Below are 15293 nucleotides of genomic sequence, written 5' to 3' on the forward strand. Positions count from 1 at the left end.
GAGCCGTTGCTGAGGCAGGCTCCTGGACAATTGTTTGAGGGCATGACGTTTGGTTTCGGCTATACCGATTGCCCTGGCTGAATGGTTTAGACTTTGGGCCTGGCCCAACTGGCTGTAACAGGAGAAGTTTTTTCAATGGCGACCATTAAAAAACCGGATCTAAGCGATCCTAAGTTAAGAGATCTGCTCAAGCAGGGCATGGGCCACAACTACTACGGCGAACCCGCCTGGCCCAACGACCTGCTCTACATCTTCCCCGTGGTGATTTTGGGCACCATCGCCTGCTGTGTTGGGCTGGCTGTGCTAGACCCCGCCCTGGTGGGTGAACCCGCTGACCCCTTTGCGACCCCGTTAGAGATTCTGCCGGAGTGGTATCTGTATCCCACTTTCCAGATTCTGCGGATTGTGCCGAGCAAGCTGCTTGGCATTGGCGCGATGACCGCTATTCCCCTGGGGCTAATGCTGGTGCCCTTTATTGAGAGCATCAACAAGTTCCAAAATCCCTTCCGCCGTCCCTTGGCCACCACCGTGTTTTTGTTTGGTACGGCTGTGACCCTGTGGCTGGGTATTGGGGCCACCTTCCCCATTCAAGAATCGCTGACCCTGGGCCTGTTCTAGGCGGCTAATTCTATCTATCATTCAAGACCTGCGTAGAACTGTATCGTTTTGCGCAGGTCTTTTTGCTGGGGGCGTACTCTTTCGCTAAGCTACGGTTAGGGAACTCTGGTAGGCGTTGATACAGGAGTGGCTATGGCACGGGTGGGCACCAGACAAGAATTCAGACAAGAACACCTACAGGTAGCAAGCAAGCTAGATGTCGTAGCTCAGGTGCAGCGCTGGTTTCGCGATACCTGCCGATCTCTAGAAGGAGAGTCGGCCTGGGTGAGCAACCACTGCGATCGCCTGGCCCTGGCTCTCACCGAAGGCTTTACCAATGCTGTGCGCCACGCCCATGCCCACCTGCCCGCCGATACCGACATTGATATTGATCTCTCCCTAGCTGCCGACTGCGTTGAAATTCGCATTTGGGATCACGGCGACCCCTTCAATCCAGAGCTGCTGCCCGAACCCCAGCCCGGCGAGCTGCTTGACAGCGGCTACGGCTGGTTTTTGCTGCGTCGCCTGGCCGATAAGGTCACCTACCACCGCTCAAAGGATGGGCGCAACTGTCTTTCTATCGTCAAGTACGGTACTTTTCCTACCTGTTAGCCCTAGCCTGCCCTTACAAAGAAAGTTCTTAGTCGTAGCCTAGACCCCTGTTTTGGGTAGCCTAGAGGGCACTTGGCGACTGTTGTGCTGTCTTTTTCTGCATGGGTTTAACCACTAATCTAGCTGCTGTCCACGAGCCTACGGGGAACATGCCTGCTGAAATTTCCCCAGTCTCTGCCCCTGAAGTAGGGGGATCGCTGGTCTTTGTTTTCCTAGAAATTTTTTCCTGGGAGGGGGGCATTCAATCCTACGTTAAGGACGTTTTGGCGGCCTATCTAAAGCAGCTACACCCCTTCCCCGCCGATGTTTTTTTGCTGCGGGATGGGCCAGACTGTCCGAACCCCTACGATCACCCTCCACTGCGGTTTCACTATCTGGCGTCGGCATCTCCAGCGCTAGGGCGTGTCCGGCTGGTGACGGCACTGCTACAATATTTGATGCTCCACCGACCGCGCCAGGTAATCTGCGGTCACGTGCTGCTGCTGCCGCTGGTTTCGACCCTCTGCCGCTGGCTCAGGCTGCCCTACACCGTGATGATCTATGGCAAAGAGGTGTGGGAACCGCTGCCTGAGCGCGAGCAGCGGGCGCTGCGCCAGGCCGACTGGATTTGGGCCAACAGCCGCTACAGCCGCGATCGCGCCTGCACCGCCAATGGTCTAGACCCGGCTAGGGCGTTCATGGTTCCCTGCGCGGTCGATGGCGATCGCTTTAGCCCTGGCCCCGCTAATCCAGCCCTGGTGGAGACCTACGGTTTGGTCGACTGCCGGGTGCTAATGACCGTCGCCCGTCTGTGGTCGGGGGATATTTACAAAGGTGTGGATGTCACGATTCGGGCGCTGCCGACCATTGCCGCTGCCGTGCCCACGGTGAAATATCTGGTGATTGGCCGGGGCGATGACCAGCTACGGCTGGTGGCTTTGGCTGAAGAATTGGGGGTGAGCGATCGCGTTGTGTTTGCCGGTTTTGTGCCCACCGAGGCCCTGGTCGCCCACTACCGCCTGGCCGATACCTACGTGATGCCTTCCCAGGAGGGCTTTGGCATTGTTTACCTGGAGGCGATGGCCTGCGGGGTGCCGGTGCTGTCTGGCGACCAGGATGGCTCCGCCGACCCCCTGCAAGATGGGCGACTTGGCTGGCGAGTGCCCCACCGCGATCCCGAAGCGGTCGCCGCTGCCTGTATCGAAATGCTGGCGGGCCACGACCCGCGCTGCCAGGGGGTGTGGCTGCGGCAAGAGGCATTGGCAGCCTTCGGTACTCAAGCCCTATCCGGACACCTGGAGCGGGCTCTGGCCAGCTATTCGGTAGCGTAGCGATAGAATAGAAAGCTAAGGCTAGGGCCTGGCCCAGACGTTTTCAGCCCCTGCCGGTGCCGTGTGGAGAATGCCCCTGTGAACCCAAATAGCTCTAAACAAGTTCAAATTAACTTTTCGGGCCTGGGCTGTTGGCTCACCCTATTTGGGGTGATCTGGCTGCTGGGGGCGGTTGGCCTGGGCTGGCTGGTGAAATCGCTGGCGGTGCTGGTGGTGCTGCTGCTGGTGGCCCCGGTGCTGGGGTTTATTGGGCTGCGATTTTGGCTGCGGCGCAACCTGGTGCAGGCGTCCTGTCCGGTGTGTTCTACCCCACTGACCGGCATCAAGGGGGCCGAGACCCGCTGCCTTAACTGCGGCACCCCGTTGCACACCGAGTTAGATGGGTTTTCGCGGGTGGCAGAAGAAGGCACCATTGACATTACAGCGGTGGATGTCACCGTTGAAGCCAAACCCATCTTGCCCGAGGGGGATTAACCCGACTACGGTTAACCGCTATGTCGAAGTGAGTCTGTGTTGTTAGGATAGATACCACAACCATAAATAACCCTGGAACCCATCCCTATGCCCGCCGCCATTCAAGTCGAAAAAACCAAGCTCAAGCAGCCGCCCCTGGAAATTCATACCCTGGGCGATCGCGTGCTGCGCCATCCCGCCAAGCGGGTGGCCAAGGTCGACGATGAAATTCGCGCCCTGGTAAAGGAGATGCTGCAAACCATGTACAGTGCCGACGGCATTGGGTTGGCGGCCCCCCAGGTGGCGGTCAACAAGCAGCTGCTGGTCATCGATATTGACCCCGAAGACGCGGCCAACCAGCCCCTGGTGCTGATCAATCCCCAAATCGTTAAAGTCTCTAAAGACATTGCCACTGGGCAGGAAGGCTGTCTCAGCATTCCCGGCGTCTACTTGGACGTAGTTCGCCCGGCGGCGCTAGAGGTCTCCTACAAAGACGAAAACGGTCGCCCTAAAAAGCTCCAGGCCAACGATCTGCTGGCCCGCTGCATTCTCCACGAGATGGATCACCTGGCTGGGGTGCTGTTTGTCGATCGAGTAGAGAATGCCCTGGCCCTCAACCAAGAGCTGAAAAAGAACGGCTTTTACGCCAAAGACGTGCAGCCTGTAACCGTCCATTAATCGCTTTAGCACCGTGGTATGCTGCCTCGTTAGGGCCAGGAAATTGGCCCCCTTAGCCGTTTTAGGAGAAATCCTGTGACCCCCAAGAGTGGCCTGTTGTTAGCTGGTTCCTGCGTGGCTGCGATCGCCGCCGTAGGCTCTATCTTTGAGCTATCCTCCGGTAGCCCCGACTGGGGCACGGTGCCCACCACAGTCATCCTCGGCCTCTGCGTGCCTCTGGTGGGGATATTTTTCTATGCGGCTGTTCAAGACGCTAAAGCCAACCAAGAGTAGGTAGATAGTTGCCGCTGCCTGCTTGGAAATCCTGGCAATTTTTGGCATCTTCCTCTCCAAAGCAGCGTCTACTATAGAAACCATCGACAGAGGACGGAGCTATGGAGCCGAACCGAGAGATTCCCTTGCTGACCCGGCGATCGCTGCTGGCCGCCACCGCTGCTGGCTCAGTGGCGGTGCTGGTGAGTCGCCCGGCCCAAGCCTACGATGTGGTGCTCAACCCTACCGCCCCCGAACTAGGCGACACCATTTCTGTAATCGCTATTCCGCGTACGCCGGCCTCAACCCAGCCTAAAGTCACCGTCGACGATAGCCTTGAATATCCCACCTTCCCCATCAGCGGCAATCGGTTTCGGGCGCTGGTGCCCACCAGCCCGCTCAACCCACCGGGTCGCATGGTGATTCGGGTGATCGGCACGGGCGAAACCCGTAACCTGGCGGTGGGCCTCAAAAACCGCAACTTCCCCACCCAGCGCATTACTCTGTCGCCCAGCCAGAGCGACCTGGGTACCCAGCACGAGTTTGACCGGGTCGCTGCCTTTAAGAATATCGTCAGCCCTGAGCGCTACTGGAATGGGCCGATGGTGCGCCCCAACCAGGGTCGCCCTAGCACCCAGTACGGCGTGCGTCGCTATTACAACGGCGTCTTTGCCCAAGACTACTACCACCGGGGCCTCGACTACGCCTCTCCCACTGGTTCCCCTGTGGCGGCCCCCGCTGCCGGGCGCATTGCCTTGGTGGGCCGCGTGTCTGACGGATTTGAGCTCCACGGCAACACCGTCGGCATCGACCACGGCCAGGGGGTGCTCAGTATTATGATTCACCTCAGCCGCATCGACGTGAACGAAGGCGACATGGTGCAGGCGGGGCAGGTGGTTGGGGCCGTGGGCAGCACTGGGGCATCGACCGGGCCACACCTGCACTGGGGGCTGTATGTACATGGGGTCTGTGTAGACCCAGGTCCGTGGAGCAGCCGGGGATTTGAGTAGAGCGAAGGAGTGGATGAGTAGGTGAGTAAGGGTGGGCGGGTGAATGTGCTGCCTAGGGTGGGCACGGCCCACCGTCCAAAACAGCATTTTCAAACCATCGCCCTAGGGATAATTCGATGAGCAGTTACGAGATCTTGGCCCAGACCCAGCGGCAGCGGGTAAGCGACGGCGAGACGGTGTCGCTGCTGAAAGGCTGTGAGGGATCGGCCCAAATTTTGGTACTGGTGTGGCCCCAGTTGGGTGACTTCGATAGCCTGGAGTACGCCTGGTGGTTGCAGCGGGAGGCTGAAACCCTCAGCCAGCGAGGCATTGTAGTGCGGGCGGTAGGCATTGGCGATCGCGCCTCCGGCCAAAAGTTCTGCACCTACACCGGCTTCCCTGCAGACTCTCTCTTTGTCGATGAAACCGCCGCCCTGCACCGCGAGCTAGGGCTTTACCAGGGGTTGACCCTCAATCCACCGGGTCTGCAACCTAGACAGGCCGCTTGGCTCAATCTAATGCTGATGTGTGCGGGAATCGCCAGTCCAGGCACGCTGCGCGAGGTGTTGCGCGGTTATACGGGCGATCGCCGTGCGCCCCAGCTCATCGGTGACGACGAAGTGGTCAAAGCCGGGCCACTGCCGCCGCTGACCGGCAAAGCCTTTAACCTGGTTGGGGGCAGCGGCTTTCAGCGACCCATAGAACTGGCCACCCTGCGGCTGCGCAACATGACTGAGGTGCTGAGTCACTGGAGCACCTACGTGCCCAACGCCGCCTACCTCACCCAGCGGGGCGGCACGTTTTTGCTGGATGGGCAGGGGAATTTGCTGTACGAACATCGCGATCGCGGCATTCTTGGCTTTGCGGAAACCATGGCCAATCCCCTGGCCTTCCTGGACGATCGGGTTCCTGCGGCTACCCAGGCTTGAGGGCGGCTATGGCATGGATTGAACTTTTAGAAGTGCTGCTCGAAGATATTGTCTTAGTTGCCACCCTTTGTTTGGAGGCAATCTCGGTGCTGTGTGTGGTAACCGGGTTATGCCAAACCGCGCTCCTGGCCTTCAGACTCAATCGCCATCGCCGAGGAAAAGAGTTTCCGTTTAACCAGGTGCGGCTGCGGTTTGGCACCTGGCTGGCCCTAGCCCTAGAGTTTCAACTGGGGGCCGATATTCTATCGACCACCGTGGCACCCACCAACCAAGATTTGATTAAACTGGCGGTAATTGCCGTAATTCGCACATTTCTCAACTACTTCTTAGATCGAGAGATGGCCTCTGAGCTGGCCCTGGTGAAAGAACAGAAAAAGTTAGACGAAGACACCATCAAGGGTAGGTAAGTCGAGGGCTGGAGGAGTGTAAAGGGGTCACTGGCTTATCTCGCCCCGTCCTCATTCTCCCCAGAGAACGACGTTAACTCCGATCGCGGCGGCAGATTCTCCAGCAGTACCTTGTCTACCCGGCGACCGTCCATATCGACCACCTCAAACCGCAGCCCCTCCCATTCAAAGGCATCGCCCGCATTGGGAATGCGGCCCATGTGGCGAATGATAAAGCCCGCCAGGGTGTGGTAGTTGTCTTCGTCTGCGGTCAGCTGTTCGCGGTTGAGCAGGTCTTTGAGGTCGTCCACCGGCAGCAGCCCGTCGAGCAGCCAGGAGCCATCGTCCCGCTGAGTCATCATCGGGTCGTCGGCATCTTCCATGGAGGGCAAATCGCCCACAATTGCCTCTACCACATCGTTTAGAGTAACCAGCCCCTCTACGCCGCCGTACTCATCGAGCACCATGGCAAAGTGGGTGCCCGAGGTCTTAAATAGCTCTAGCACCTTGAGTACGTAGGTGCTCTCGGCCATAAACAGGGGCGGCTGCACCAGGCTGAGCAGCGTGGTCGGCTCGGTGTTTTGGCTGAGGTAGTTGGGCAGCAGTGCCTTGAGCGACACCACCCCTATGCAGTCATCAATGCTGTTTTCGCACACCGGAAAGTGGGAGTGGGCGCTCTGCATGACCAACTCGCTGTGTTCGGCAAAGGAAGCATTGACATTGAGCCATTCAATGTCGGTACGGGGGGTCATAATTGAGCGAATGGGGCGATCGCCCAGTTGCAGCACCCGGCCCATAATTTCCTGCTCGGCTACCTCAAAGTTGCCTGCCTCGGTGCCCTGGTCGATCAACAGGCGCAGTTCTTCTTCGGTAATGGCGGCATCGGGGCGTTCTTTGAGGCCCAGCAGATTGACCAAAAAACTGGTGGACGCCCCCAGCAGCACCACCAGCGGGGTCGCCAGTCGAGACAGCCCCTTCATGGGGCCAGCCACCTGGCGGGCAATGGCTTCGGGATAGCTGAGGGCAATGCGCTTGGGCACTAGTTCGCCCACCACCAGCGATAGGTAGGTAATCAGCCCCACCACGATCGCCAACCCGAGCACATCGCTGTAGGGAGCCAGGGCCGGCACCTGGTTCAGCGTCTGGCTCAGGCTGGTGGCCACGGTGGCCCCCCCCAGGGCACCGCTGAGAATGCCAATTAGCGTAATGCCAATCTGCACCGTTGAGAGAAAGTCGTTGGGGTTGTTGGCCAGCTTGAGGGCCTGCCGCGCCTTGGCGTTCCCTCGCCGGGCCTGGTGTTCGAGTCGAGCCTTGCGGGCTGACACCAGGGCAATTTCTGACCCTGAAAACACCCCGTTGGCCACAATCAGCAGAAAAATGAACGCACTTTCGAGGGCAATGTCGGACATAGGGGGAGGTTAACGACAAGAAAAAAAGACACTGTGGGCCAGCCTGGGCCACAAAACCGTATGACATCTATAGCAGGTTTATCACTCTGTATTGAACGGCATATCCGCCTGCTGTGGTAAAACGATTGAGTTGCTGGTTACCTGATTCTCTCTCTGAGTTGTTTTGCTGACTGTTAATCGTATACTGCCTCCAGATGTGGCTGCCCCTGTGGTAGCTACCCTGTCGCTGACGGCGAGCGATCGCGCCAAATCGCGCCACCGGTTCACCGCAGACGATGGCACCCCGATTTACCTCAATCTACCGCGCGGCACGGTGCTGCGCGGGGGCGATCGACTGGGCGGCGACGATGAAACGGTGATTGAGATTGTGGCTAAGCCAGAGCCCGTCGTAGTGGTCAAGGCCCAATCGAGCTTCGACCTGCTGCGGGCCGCCTACCACCTGGGCAACCGCCATGTCTCGCTAGAGCTGGCCCCAGACCACCTCACCCTAGAGCCAGACGCCGTGCTCGAAGCCATGCTGCACCAGCTGGGTGGCTTAGCACTCTCGACCGCCACCCTGCCCTTTGAGCCCGAGGCGGGGGCCTACCGCTCTGCCACCCACAGTTACTCTCCTAGCCACGGCCATGACCACAACTAAGGCCCAGGCTCTGCTGCGGCTGCTACAGCTCACCAGCCCGGCGCTGCCGGTGGGGGCCTACAGCTATTCTGAAGGGCTAGAAACCCTGGTCGAGCAGCGCGCGATCGTGACCGCTAACGACATGCTGCGCTGGCTGACCCAAGAACTCACCTACGGCCTCGTCATCCTCGACGGTGCCGCTGTGGGGCTCGTTCACCACGCGGCTTTCCAGGCCGGTTTGGGCCGCCACCAGGGGGTTGCCACGGTGGCGGCGATCGCCCGCCTCAACCACCAACTCTCGGCCCTGCGCGACAGCGAAGAAACCCGTCAGCAAAGCTGGGACATGGGCCGCGCCCTGGTGCGCGTGGGTAGCCACCTCCACCCCGAGCTCAAGCCCTGGTTTAGGGCGGCGGGCAGCCCCTGCAACTTTGCCGTCGCCTTTGCCCTGGTAGCAGCCCGGTGGGAGATCGATGCTGCGTCGGCGGTGCTGGGCTACCTACACAGCTGGGCCGCCAACTTAATTACCAACGCGGTAAAGCTAATTCCCCTGGGGCAAACCGTGGGGCAGGAAATGCTGCTGGGGCTGTATCCAACGCTGGAGGAGGCGTGCGATCGCGCCCTTGCCGCCCAGGCTCTCGACGCAATCTCCCTCAGCAGCTGGGGCACATCGCTGGCCACCATGCAGCACGAAGCCCTCTACACGCGCCTATTTCGCAGCTAGGTTGAGCGCAAAGAGCTGGTTGAGAAAGTCGGTGTAAAGTATATTTGCTTCAGCGTCTAGTACTAGGGGCTGTCATCAATTAGCTGCTGAACGCTCAAATATCAAGGGTTACAGCCCCTAGCCTGGGTTTTGGGTCGGGCGTGGCAAGGCTTGATACACCGGGCTTTTGGCCATAATTGATGACACGCCCTAGCGGCTCGGCTCAAAGAGCATTTCCATAGGCCTGCTCTCCCATGATGTAGGTGGCGGTGACGGCGCGATCGCCCCCCATAATCACCAGCGAAAATAGCAGATCTGCCAAGTCCTCTAACGAATCAGGTATACCCGCCTCGTTACGCAGCGCCAGTAAGGGCGTAGCCTGCGGGTCGAGCACCACAAAGTCGGCCTCTTTGCCCGGGTCAAAGCTGCCCAGTTTATCCTCCAGGCACAGCGCCCTGGCTCCGCCCAGGGTGGCTAAAAACAGCGCCTTAAAAGCCGAAAGCTTTTGTCCCCGCAGCTGGGCGACCTTGTAGGCTTCGTTGGTCGTTTGCAGCATTGAGAAACTGGTGCCTGCCCCCACGTCGGTACCGAGACCCACCTTGACCGGATGCGCAGGATTTTTGGCCTGCTCGATGCGAAACAGGCCGCTGCCCAAGAACAGGTTCGAGGTGGGGCAGAAGGAAATTGCCGCCTTGGCTTCCGAGAGCCGCTGAAACTCGGCATCGGTCAGCTGTACGCCGTGGGCAAACAGCGATCGCTCCCGCACCAGCCCCGTCTGGTCGTAGACATCCAAATATCCCTGGTACTGGGGAAACATCTCCTGAATCCAGGCCACCTCATTGACATTTTCCGACAGGTGGGTGTGCAGGTAGACATCGGGAAACTCATCCAGCAGTTTTGCCGCCAGCTTGAGCTGGGCTTCGCTGGAGGTACCCGCAAAGCGCGGGGTGACAGCGTAGAGCAATCGCCCCCGCCCGTGCCACTTCTCAATCAGCGCCTTGGAGTCGTCGTAGGACGACTGGGCTGTATCGCTGAGGTAATCGGGGGCATTGCGATCCATCATCACCTTGCCGCTGATCATGCGCAGGTTGCGACGATCGGCAGCTTCAAAAAACGCGTCTACCGACTGGGGAAACACCGCCGCAAATACCAGAGCAGTGGTGGTACCGCTCTTAAGAAGTTCGTCGAGAAACAGCGAAGCCACACGGTAGGCATAGGCCGAGTCGGCAAACTTGCCCTCGGTGGGAAAGACGTAGCGGTTGAGCCACTCCAGCAGCTGCTCCCCGTAGGCCGCCATCATGCCGGTTTGGGGATAGTGGATATGGGTGTCGATAAAGCCAGGGGTAATCAGCCTGCCCCTATAGTCGGCCATAGGGATCTCGCCCAGGCCAGGAGCCACCTCTTCGTAATTGCCCAGGTGTGCGATGTGCCCCTCCCGCACCACCAGCAAGCCATCGGGGATGTACCGCATCGCCTGGGCTTCAGGTTCGTAGAAGGGGTCGGCTACGCAGTCTAACAGCGCTCCACGAATAGCCACTGTACCGCCAGTAGATGCCGGTGTTTGCCCCATAGCCTGTCTCAGTTGCTTCGCAGGACACTATAGCACCCCATTTCGGGGTGCTCAGCGTAAACAGCTACCGGCTGGCTGACGCTCGGCCAGCACAGAGTAAGTTACTGTGCCCCATCGACAAGCTGTTTAAAGCGGGGGTGGTGGCGCATGCTGTCGAAGTGGGCATCAATTTGCACCATTACCCGATACACATAGGGGCTGAGCACAAAGGTGCGGTAGAGATTTTTGAGGGTTTGCTCCAGATCCCCGGCCATGGCGCAGGCGCGGGCTTTGCCGTACCAGGCATTGGGGTTTTGCGTCTGGTGGCTGAGAGAGGTGTCAAAACTCTGGATGGCTTTGCCGTAGCGCCCCATTTGAATCAGCACCGTGCCCTGCTGGTTCCAGATATAGTGGGCGTTGGGCTTTTGGGCCAGGGCCTGGCCCAACACCTGAATAGCGTCTTCGTAGCGGTGCAGGCCGCAGAGGGCAACCCCCTGGTTGTAGCGAGCCCGATGGTCTTGGGGGTTGAGTTTGATACTGTGCTCAAAACTGGCGACGGCGTCGCGGTAGCGGCGCAGCTGGTTTTGGGCGGTGCCCAGGTTATACCAGGCCTTATTGTCACCAGGGCTGAGCTTGACGGCCCGCTCTAGGTGGGTGGCAGCTTCTTCAAAGTGGCTGAGCTTGGCTAGAGCATGGCCCTTGCCGTGCCAGGCTAGGCCGTAGTCGGGGCAGCGGGCAATCGCCTGGTTAAAGCTTTCAATCGAGGCCTCAAACTGCTTTAGGGCCGCCAGACAAAATCCCTGTAGCGTCCACACCTCATAGTCGTCGTCGTGCAGGATGAGTACGGTCTGAAACCGCGACAGCGCCTCGCTATATCGACCGATGGCGTAGAGGGCATCCCCCTGACCCCGGAGTAGCTTAGCGCGAGTGAGTTTAGACAGGGTGGCGTCAGATCCGGCAGACATTCATTCAACAGACACCGTTTAGGGTGCTGGGTGGTAGACCTATCCCCAAGCTTGCCCATTTCCCCGGGGCGATCGCTAAGGGCAGAATAGCGGCTCTACCTCAGCTTTACAACCGTTAAGCTACCGTTAACCCGGCCCCGGCCATCAAAAGTTTTGTAACCTGCACTACTTGTGGCGCACATACTCGTACAGGTCTACATAGGCCTGGGCCGGATGATTCCACGAAAAGTCGTAGGCCATGCCCTGCTGAGCAATTTGCTTAAATATGGCGGGCTCCTGGTTCCAAATGTCAAAGGCGCGGTTCATGGCCGACTCTAAAGCCACCGTGTCATTCTGGAAGAAGACAAAGCCATTGCGCTCCTCCGGCCCGTGCAGGGTGTCGTAGTCCCAGTCGAAGACGGTGTTCACTAGGCCGCCCACGCCGCGCACAATGGGCACCGTGCCGTACCGCAGGCCAATCATCTGGGTGAGGCCGCAGGGCTCAAAGTTGCTGGGTACCACAATCATGTCGGCCCCGGCGTAGATTAGGTGGGCCAGCTCCTCGTTAAAGCTCAGCTCCAGGTGGACATCGGGGTTGTCGTTGAGAAAGAGCTTTTCGTGCCAAAACCAGTCGTTAATGCTCTTCTCGGTGGCCGAGCCCAGCAGCACAAACTGCGCCCCCCTCGCCAGAGCATAGTACATGGCATGGTGAACGAGATGGACGCCCTTTTGGTCATCTAAACGGCCGATAAAGGCCACTAGGGGTTTGTCGCTCTGGCTCAGCAGCAGGCGATCGCGCAGTTCCTTCTTATTCAGCGCCTTATCTTCGAAGGTCGTCAGACCGTAGTGGTGAGGAATGTAGGCATCGCTCTCCGGGTTCCACACCTCCGGGTCAATGCCGTTGAGAATGCCCGAGAACTTGTGCTGATTGGTGTGCAGGGTATGCCCCAGACCAAAGCCCTGGTCGGTATGCTGGGCCTCCCAAGCGTGGTAGGGCGACACCGTGTTGACGTGGTTGGCGTAGGTAATGCCCCCCTTCATAAAGTTGATGGCAAAGGGGTTAAAGTCATCGCGCAGCCGGTAGGGCTGAAAGTAGTACTCTGGCCGGTTGAGACCTGTCGCCGCCAAAATCTCGCTGCCGCCAAACCCCTGGTGCTTAAAGTTGTGAATGGTGTACAGCGTGCGCTGAAACTCCATGCCGTTGTACTTATAAATTTCAAACAGCATCACCGGAATCAGCCCGGTCTGCCAATCATGGCAGTGAATTACATCGGGGCGCTTGTTGCTGCGCAACAAAAACTCCATCGCCGCCTTGCTAAAGAAAGCAAACCGCATGGGGTCATCATCGCAGCCGTAGTAACAGCCCCGGTTAAAGAACATCTCCCACGACTTAGGCTCAATAAAGAAGCACAGCCGCCCGTGCACCCAGCCGCAGAGCACATCGCAGAGAATGTCGGTACCGTACCAGGGCACCACCAGGTCATGGTAAGCCTCGTGTAGGCCCCAAATGTGGTCATACCGCATGCAGTCGTACTTGGGCAGAATGATCTCGACGCAGTGGCCCTGGTTTTCTAGCTCACGGCTGAGACCGTAGACCACATCGCCCAGCCCCCCAGCCTTAATGACCGGGGCACATTCCGAAGCAACCTGCACAATATACATAGGGCTTCCCCGACATAAAAGTTCATTTTTAATGCCCCTATTCAATCAGGATGTTGGGGCATAGGCAAGCGTCCGAGGGGGGATGAAAGTGGTGTGGGTGGTGTGAGTGAGTAGTAGGGAAATTCACTCTAGCCCACCTACATCACCTACTCCTCATCCGCTCCCTCAGCCTGCATCTGTTGCAGCGCCTGCCAGCGAGTTTCCAATTCCTCCCGCTCCAGCTTGAGGCTGCGCTCTAGCTCTTGAATTTCGTCGCGGCGGGCGGCGGTTTCGAGGGCGCGGCGATCGACCTCCTGGCTTTTGAGGGTGAGGGACTGCCGCCACCGCTCGGCGCGCTCAATCTCCTGTTCAAGGGCTTCGGGGGTAACGCCGTAGGTCAGATAGTGCTCCACTAGGCCCAGCACCCAGGGGGTAGCATCCTGCACCGTTACAATCTGGTTGAGGTTGTCGAGGTCAACCAGCACCAAGTTTCCTTCCTGAAAAGCAAGGAGACGGGTGGTTTCGACAATCCGCTCTGAGGACAGCCGCGCCCAGGTTGATTCAGAGGTCTGTTCGGCCAGCAGCAGCAGTTCTGCCCCGCCTAGGAATGCTTTTTTTTGAACCTTCGCCAGGTATTGCATTTGCGGTTGACTCTATACCCCTATGGCACGAGTATACCCGGTGAGCTCTTGATCTCAGAGCAGTGCCGTGGCAGAGCCTATTAACTGATGGCCTGGCTCTGACCGTGAGAATACGGACGTATACTCTCCCTGGTACACAATGTTTCATGAATAAACTAAGTTATCCCGCCGATGCCGCCCCCTTAACCCCTCAGTAAAATCGAGGTACTATACAAAGCGTTATAGTTTCCGGGAGTAACAACCAAGTTGTGTTACACATTATTCCGGAATAGCCACGGTTCGACCAATCAGAGTGCGTTACCATGTCAAACCTTGAGCAGACCATCGAACGAATGTTTGCGGCCCGCCGCCTAACCCGAAACGACCAACAGCAGTTGATGGCCATGTTTTCTCAGCGCGATTTAAGCCCCAAGGATGCCGCTATGATCAATCGGGTCTATGAAGCGCTCAGCCAGGGACGACTACGGGTCGTTGACTGACGTTTTTAGACAATAGATCACTACTTGGCTTAGCAGAAAGGAGTCAGGTATGGCCGATGCCAGGTAATCTGCGATCGGTCTTCCCCATATCGGCACTAATTAAATTGATTGGCTTGGGCATTGTATCCCTGGCTTTGACTGAGTTCCTGATGGCCTGATGCATGGCTAAACGCTGGGTTTTTTCAGAGCATTCATATTGATAATCCATTGGCAGGGGCGCTTCTATCGCGATAGAAGCGCCTTGTTTATCTATAGCCATTGCCAGATCTGCAAGATCGATAAGGACATTTTGCATAGCCCCTGGAGCGATCGCTATGGGGAGTGCCTAACTATTGGCCTATAGCGACCACCTGAGCCCTCTGGCGCAACTCCAGCATTGGGCCAGGGTCAGATTCGGGGTAAGATCTCCACGACGTTAACTACTGTAAAGTCATGACAGACACGCCGGACGCTTCCCCCGAGAAGCCCAAGAAAAAAATTATTACCGTTGGAGTAACAGAAGACAGCGGCGGCGGCGGCGAGGATCGCCCCAGGAGCAAGGGCAAGCGCGCGGGTGGTGGCGGTGGTCGGGGCCGCGATCGCGACGATCGCGATCGCAAGCCCTCGGTGCCCCCTGCGCTCATGCGCGGCCCCAAACCCAAGCCTAAGGTCGAGGCCGTCGAGGAAGTTGCCGAGGAAACCCCTGTCGAAGCAGTAGCCAACGAGGTTGCAGAAGAAACCGCTGCCGAAGGCGAAGCTGCCGAAGGCGAAGCTGCCGAAGGCGAAGCTGCCGAAGCTACCCCCGCTGATGCTGAACCCGCATCTGAAGCATCGCCCGCCTAGTAAACGGTAAGAGATGACTTAGAAACCCCGGTAGATTAGTCTGCCGGGGTTTCTGCTGACTCTAAAAACTGGCTGTCGACTAAAAAAGACCCTTTGTCGAATTTGATGCCCCAATAGCCGCCGGGGCGACGGCTGAGAATGATCCCTTCGGCCCCCACCGGGAGCGTATCGGCCGGGCGCAGCATGGGCATGGGGTCGGCGGTTTTAAAGTAGGGGGGCGGGGCGGCAAGGCGGACGCGATCGCCGACGGCAAATTCACTGGTCATGGCAACCTCTGGGGCAATGG

20 protein-coding genes are annotated in these 15293 nt (G+C 58.4%); 13 read left to right on the plus strand and 7 right to left on the minus strand.

Annotated elements, in window-relative coordinates; translation table 11 throughout:
- The first annotated feature begins 135 nt into the window (after nucleotides 1-135).
- The 9 genes from petD to VB780_RS19700 all read left to right on the plus strand — a co-directional run bounded on the left by petD (nucleotide 136) and on the right by VB780_RS19700 (nucleotide 6227).
- On the plus strand, nucleotides 136-618 hold the full coding sequence (gene petD / locus VB780_RS19660; protein ID WP_275332192.1) for a cytochrome b6-f complex subunit IV: 483 nt from the start codon (nucleotides 136-138) through the stop codon (nucleotides 616-618).
- Between the two features lie 132 nt (nucleotides 619-750).
- Nucleotides 751-1209, plus strand: a complete 459-nt coding sequence (locus VB780_RS19665) for an anti-sigma regulatory factor (RefSeq protein ID WP_323352874.1) — start codon at nucleotides 751-753, stop codon at nucleotides 1207-1209.
- Nucleotides 1210-1310: 101 nt separating this feature from the next.
- Nucleotides 1311-2519: a glycosyltransferase gene (locus tag VB780_RS19670; RefSeq protein WP_323352875.1), complete on the plus strand. Its 1209-nt coding sequence runs from the start codon at nucleotides 1311-1313 to the stop codon at nucleotides 2517-2519.
- A 78-nt stretch (nucleotides 2520-2597) separates the two neighbouring features.
- A complete protein-coding gene (locus VB780_RS19675) occupies nucleotides 2598-2993 on the plus strand; it encodes a hypothetical protein (protein WP_323352876.1) in 396 nt (131 codons plus the stop codon).
- Between the two features lie 87 nt (nucleotides 2994-3080).
- On the plus strand, nucleotides 3081-3650 hold the full coding sequence (gene def / locus VB780_RS19680; RefSeq protein WP_323352877.1) for a peptide deformylase: 570 nt from the start codon (nucleotides 3081-3083) through the stop codon (nucleotides 3648-3650).
- A gap of 75 nt (nucleotides 3651-3725) precedes the next feature.
- Entirely contained in the window at nucleotides 3726-3923 is a 198-nt protein-coding gene (locus VB780_RS19685) for a hypothetical protein (protein WP_323352878.1), read from the plus strand.
- Between the two features lie 101 nt (nucleotides 3924-4024).
- Nucleotides 4025-4912, plus strand: a complete 888-nt coding sequence (locus VB780_RS19690) for a M23 family metallopeptidase (protein ID WP_323352879.1) — start codon at nucleotides 4025-4027, stop codon at nucleotides 4910-4912.
- Nucleotides 4913-5028: 116 nt separating this feature from the next.
- Nucleotides 5029-5820 carry a peroxiredoxin-like family protein gene (locus VB780_RS19695; protein WP_323352880.1) on the plus strand — a complete coding sequence of 264 codons (792 nt, stop codon included), beginning with the start codon at nucleotides 5029-5031 and terminating at the stop codon, nucleotides 5818-5820.
- 8 nt (nucleotides 5821-5828) lie between these two features.
- Nucleotides 5829-6227, plus strand: a complete 399-nt coding sequence (locus VB780_RS19700) for a DUF1622 domain-containing protein (protein ID WP_323352881.1) — start codon at nucleotides 5829-5831, stop codon at nucleotides 6225-6227.
- 35 nt (nucleotides 6228-6262) lie between these two features.
- On the opposite strand, the gene VB780_RS19705 is transcribed toward VB780_RS19700, so the two are convergent.
- Nucleotides 6263-7615: a hemolysin family protein gene (locus tag VB780_RS19705; protein WP_323352882.1), complete on the minus strand. Its 1353-nt coding sequence runs from the start codon at nucleotides 7613-7615 to the stop codon at nucleotides 6263-6265.
- 196 nt (nucleotides 7616-7811) lie between these two features.
- Here VB780_RS19705 and ureE point away from each other — a divergent pair, with 196 nt between their 5' ends.
- A complete protein-coding gene (ureE, locus tag VB780_RS19710; protein WP_323352883.1) occupies nucleotides 7812-8252 on the plus strand; it encodes an urease accessory protein UreE in 441 nt (146 codons plus the stop codon).
- Nucleotides 8239-8952: an urease accessory protein UreF gene (locus tag VB780_RS19715; protein WP_323352884.1), complete on the plus strand. Its 714-nt coding sequence runs from the start codon at nucleotides 8239-8241 to the stop codon at nucleotides 8950-8952. The genes ureE and VB780_RS19715 overlap by 14 nt, the downstream gene beginning before the upstream one ends.
- A 202-nt stretch (nucleotides 8953-9154) precedes the next feature.
- On the opposite strand, the gene guaD is transcribed toward VB780_RS19715, so the two are convergent.
- From guaD to VB780_RS19735, 4 genes are all read right to left on the minus strand, one after another.
- Nucleotides 9155-10501: a guanine deaminase gene (guaD, locus tag VB780_RS19720; protein ID WP_323352885.1), complete on the minus strand. Its 1347-nt coding sequence runs from the start codon at nucleotides 10499-10501 to the stop codon at nucleotides 9155-9157.
- 101 nt (nucleotides 10502-10602) lie between these two features.
- The gene (locus VB780_RS19725) at nucleotides 10603-11445 is read right to left on the minus strand and encodes a tetratricopeptide repeat protein (RefSeq protein WP_323352886.1); all 843 of its coding nucleotides are present in this window, start codon (nucleotides 11443-11445) and stop codon (nucleotides 10603-10605) included.
- A 165-nt stretch (nucleotides 11446-11610) separates the two neighbouring features.
- Complete coding sequence (gene glgA / locus VB780_RS19730) at nucleotides 11611-13086, minus strand: glycogen synthase GlgA (RefSeq protein WP_323352887.1); 1476 nt, start codon at nucleotides 13084-13086, stop codon at nucleotides 11611-11613.
- Between the two features lie 146 nt (nucleotides 13087-13232).
- Nucleotides 13233-13706 carry a hypothetical protein gene (locus tag VB780_RS19735; protein ID WP_323352888.1) on the minus strand — a complete coding sequence of 158 codons (474 nt, stop codon included), beginning with the start codon at nucleotides 13704-13706 and terminating at the stop codon, nucleotides 13233-13235.
- A 302-nt stretch (nucleotides 13707-14008) separates the two neighbouring features.
- Between VB780_RS19735 and VB780_RS19740 the strand changes: the two genes are divergently transcribed.
- Complete coding sequence (locus VB780_RS19740) at nucleotides 14009-14185, plus strand: hypothetical protein (protein ID WP_323352889.1); 177 nt, start codon at nucleotides 14009-14011, stop codon at nucleotides 14183-14185.
- Between the two features lie 43 nt (nucleotides 14186-14228).
- Here VB780_RS19740 and VB780_RS19745 read toward each other — a convergent pair whose 3' ends face one another.
- The gene (locus VB780_RS19745; protein ID WP_323352890.1) at nucleotides 14229-14480 is read right to left on the minus strand and encodes a hypothetical protein; all 252 of its coding nucleotides are present in this window, start codon (nucleotides 14478-14480) and stop codon (nucleotides 14229-14231) included.
- 137 nt (nucleotides 14481-14617) lie between these two features.
- Between VB780_RS19745 and VB780_RS19750 the strand changes: the two genes are divergently transcribed.
- Complete coding sequence (locus VB780_RS19750) at nucleotides 14618-15007, plus strand: hypothetical protein (RefSeq protein ID WP_323352891.1); 390 nt, start codon at nucleotides 14618-14620, stop codon at nucleotides 15005-15007.
- 35 nt (nucleotides 15008-15042) lie between these two features.
- On the opposite strand, the gene sipA is transcribed toward VB780_RS19750, so the two are convergent.
- Nucleotides 15043-15273 carry a regulatory protein SipA gene (gene sipA / locus VB780_RS19755; protein ID WP_323352892.1) on the minus strand — a complete coding sequence of 77 codons (231 nt, stop codon included), beginning with the start codon at nucleotides 15271-15273 and terminating at the stop codon, nucleotides 15043-15045.
- Nucleotides 15274-15293: the final 20 nt, after the last annotated feature.

Source organism: Leptolyngbya sp. CCNP1308 (genome assembly GCF_034932455.1).
Taxonomy (GTDB): domain Bacteria; phylum Cyanobacteriota; class Cyanobacteriia; order Phormidesmidales; family Phormidesmidaceae; genus Nodosilinea.

What these genes read in the sequence shown, in the direction of transcription:
- petD (WP_275332192.1), top strand. Translation starts at nt 136, where the DNA reads ATGGCGACCATTAAAAAACCGGATCTAAGCGATCCTAAGTTAAGAGAT.
- VB780_RS19695 (WP_323352880.1), top strand. Translation starts at nt 5,029, where the DNA reads ATGAGCAGTTACGAGATCTTGGCCCAGACCCAGCGGCAGCGGGTAAGC.
- glgA (WP_323352887.1), bottom strand. Translation starts at nt 13,086, where the DNA reads ATGTATATTGTGCAGGTTGCTTCGGAATGTGCCCCGGTCATTAAGGCT.
- VB780_RS19745 (WP_323352890.1), bottom strand. Translation starts at nt 14,480, where the DNA reads ATGCAAAATGTCCTTATCGATCTTGCAGATCTGGCAATGGCTATAGAT.
- VB780_RS19670 (WP_323352875.1), top strand. Translation starts at nt 1,311, where the DNA reads ATGGGTTTAACCACTAATCTAGCTGCTGTCCACGAGCCTACGGGGAAC.
- VB780_RS19700 (WP_323352881.1), top strand. Translation starts at nt 5,829, where the DNA reads ATGGCATGGATTGAACTTTTAGAAGTGCTGCTCGAAGATATTGTCTTA.
- VB780_RS19725 (WP_323352886.1), bottom strand. Translation starts at nt 11,445, where the DNA reads ATGTCTGCCGGATCTGACGCCACCCTGTCTAAACTCACTCGCGCTAAG.
- VB780_RS19715 (WP_323352884.1), top strand. Translation starts at nt 8,239, where the DNA reads ATGACCACAACTAAGGCCCAGGCTCTGCTGCGGCTGCTACAGCTCACC.
- VB780_RS19735 (WP_323352888.1), bottom strand. Translation starts at nt 13,706, where the DNA reads ATGCAATACCTGGCGAAGGTTCAAAAAAAAGCATTCCTAGGCGGGGCA.
- sipA (WP_323352892.1), bottom strand. Translation starts at nt 15,273, where the DNA reads ATGACCAGTGAATTTGCCGTCGGCGATCGCGTCCGCCTTGCCGCCCCG.
- VB780_RS19750 (WP_323352891.1), top strand. Translation starts at nt 14,618, where the DNA reads ATGACAGACACGCCGGACGCTTCCCCCGAGAAGCCCAAGAAAAAAATT.
- VB780_RS19690 (WP_323352879.1), top strand. Translation starts at nt 4,025, where the DNA reads ATGGAGCCGAACCGAGAGATTCCCTTGCTGACCCGGCGATCGCTGCTG.
- def (WP_323352877.1), top strand. Translation starts at nt 3,081, where the DNA reads ATGCCCGCCGCCATTCAAGTCGAAAAAACCAAGCTCAAGCAGCCGCCC.
- VB780_RS19705 (WP_323352882.1), bottom strand. Translation starts at nt 7,615, where the DNA reads ATGTCCGACATTGCCCTCGAAAGTGCGTTCATTTTTCTGCTGATTGTG.
- guaD (WP_323352885.1), bottom strand. Translation starts at nt 10,501, where the DNA reads ATGGGGCAAACACCGGCATCTACTGGCGGTACAGTGGCTATTCGTGGA.
- VB780_RS19740 (WP_323352889.1), top strand. Translation starts at nt 14,009, where the DNA reads ATGTCAAACCTTGAGCAGACCATCGAACGAATGTTTGCGGCCCGCCGC.
- VB780_RS19665 (WP_323352874.1), top strand. Translation starts at nt 751, where the DNA reads ATGGCACGGGTGGGCACCAGACAAGAATTCAGACAAGAACACCTACAG.